This window comes from Neisseria sp. P0009.S008 (genome assembly GCF_051958615.1).
Classification (GTDB): Bacteria; Pseudomonadota; Gammaproteobacteria; order Burkholderiales; family Neisseriaceae; genus Neisseria; species Neisseria subflava.
Genome location: NZ_JBQCVG010000029.1, coordinates 1 through 1,762 on the forward strand (window position 1 = coordinate 1; position 1,762 = coordinate 1,762).

Below are 1,762 nucleotides of genomic sequence, written 5' to 3' on the forward strand. Positions count from 1 at the left end.
GCGGTTCGGGTTGACGGGCGGCTTTGTATGGGGCCGGGAATGAAGACCTGGACAAATGGAGACTTTACATTGGGTAATAACTGAAAACAGCCGAATCCCTGTGCTTGGGTCTCAGTCCGTCTGAAAACTTGAAAGAAGCAGCTGTCTGTTAAATATGCGATAATGCGGAAGATTTCATGGGTGTGGTAGGAACATGGTTGTGATTGTCTGACGGGGATGATGTCGGGCAACGATGGAATTGGTTTGCTTGAGACGCCCGCCTGTTGCGGGCTTTTTTATGGGAAGGAATGGTCATGCCTAATCCGCTTTATCGGCAACATATTATTTCAATTTCAGATTTGACGACGGAGCAGCTCGAATTGCTGCTTCAGACGGCCTTGAAGTTGAAAAAGCAGCCTCGTGAAGATTTACTTGAGGGTAAATTGATTGGATCGTGCTTTTTTGAACCGTCCACCCGTACGCGTTTGTCTTTTGAAACCGCGGTACAGCGTTTGGGTGGGAAAGTTATCGGTTTTTCTGATGGTGCGAATACCAGCGCGAAAAAGGGTGAAACGCTTGCAGATACTGCGAGGATTATTTCTAGCTATACGGATGCGATTATTCAGCGACACCCTAAAGACGGTGCGGCCCGTGTGGCGGCCGAGTTTTCGAGCGTACCTGTGATTAATGCCGGTGATGGTACCAACCAACATCCGAGCCAGACACTTTTGGATTTGGTAACGATTTATGAAACACAAGGTAGCTTGAGCAATTTGAAAATTGCGATGGCCGGTGATTTGAAATATGGCCGTACAGTACACTCATTGTGTCAGGCATTGAAGCGCTGGGGTTGTGAGTTTGCATTTGTTTCCCCTCCCAGCTTGGCGATGCCGGACTATATTACTGAAGAGCTGGAGGAGGCTGGTTGCCCTTACCAAGTTTTGTCCAGCTTGGAAGAAGCGGTCGAATGGGCGGATATTTTGTACATGACCCGTGTTCAGCGCGAACGTTTTGATGAGCAGGAATTTGCCAAAATTCAGGGTAAGTTCAATCTTGATGCGTCAATGTTGGCAAACGCCAAACCCAATTTGCGCGTCTTGCATCCTTTACCGAGGGTAGATGAAATTCATCCGGATGTAGATAAAACACCTCATGCCTATTATTTTGAACAGGCAACCAATGGCGTGTATGCACGGATGGCGATTTTATCTTTGGTATTGAACGAAGAAGTTTAAGGAGCGAGAGATGGAAAATTCAAAACTCAGCGTTGAAGCGATTGAACAAGGTACGGTAATTGACCATATTCCTGCCGGTAAAAGCTTGGCCATTCTAAGACAGTTTAAGCTGCTGCATTATGGCAGTGCGGTTACGGTCGGCTTTAATTTGCCCAGCAAAACGCAGGGAAGCAAAGACATTATCAAAGTCAGCGGCGTATGGTTGGATGCCAATGCGGCCAACCGTTTGGCTTTATTTGCCCCTGAAGCAGTGGTAAACAAAATCGATCAGTTTAAAGTGATCGACAAACAGCATTTGTCATTGCCGGACGAAATTTCAGAAGTATTCCGCTGCCCGAATACCAATTGTGCCAGTCATGGCGAGCCGGTCATCAGCCGTTTTTATGTCCGTTCACATAATGGTCAGACACGTTTGAAATGCCATTATTGCGAGAAAACCTTCTCGCGTGATTCAGTTGCCGAAGCCTGATATGTAGAAACTAGTAGCGTTGTTTACAGTATTTCCAGGAGAATACTGAAACATGAACATGCACCAAAACACCCGTCTC

General features: G+C 46.7%; 2 protein-coding genes. Both read left to right on the top strand.

The window, feature by feature from the left end:
• Positions 1 to 293: 293 nt before the first annotated feature.
• Positions 294 to 1,214: an aspartate carbamoyltransferase gene (pyrB, locus tag ACTHSQ_RS11095; protein ID WP_003684701.1), complete on the top strand. Its 921-nt coding sequence runs from the start codon at positions 294 to 296 to the stop codon at positions 1,212 to 1,214.
• A gap of 10 nt (positions 1,215 to 1,224) precedes the next feature.
• Positions 1,225 to 1,683 (top strand): aspartate carbamoyltransferase regulatory subunit, encoded by a 459-nt coding sequence (pyrI, locus tag ACTHSQ_RS11100; protein ID WP_440371999.1) that lies wholly within the window; start codon positions 1,225 to 1,227, stop codon positions 1,681 to 1,683.
• The last annotated feature ends 79 nt before the right edge of the window (positions 1,684 to 1,762 follow it).

Coding starts and splice junctions, on each gene's coding strand:
- pyrB (WP_003684701.1), top strand. CDS start 294: ATGCCTAATCCGCTTTATCGGCAACATATTATTTCAATTTCAGATTTG.
- pyrI (WP_440371999.1), top strand. CDS start 1,225: ATGGAAAATTCAAAACTCAGCGTTGAAGCGATTGAACAAGGTACGGTA.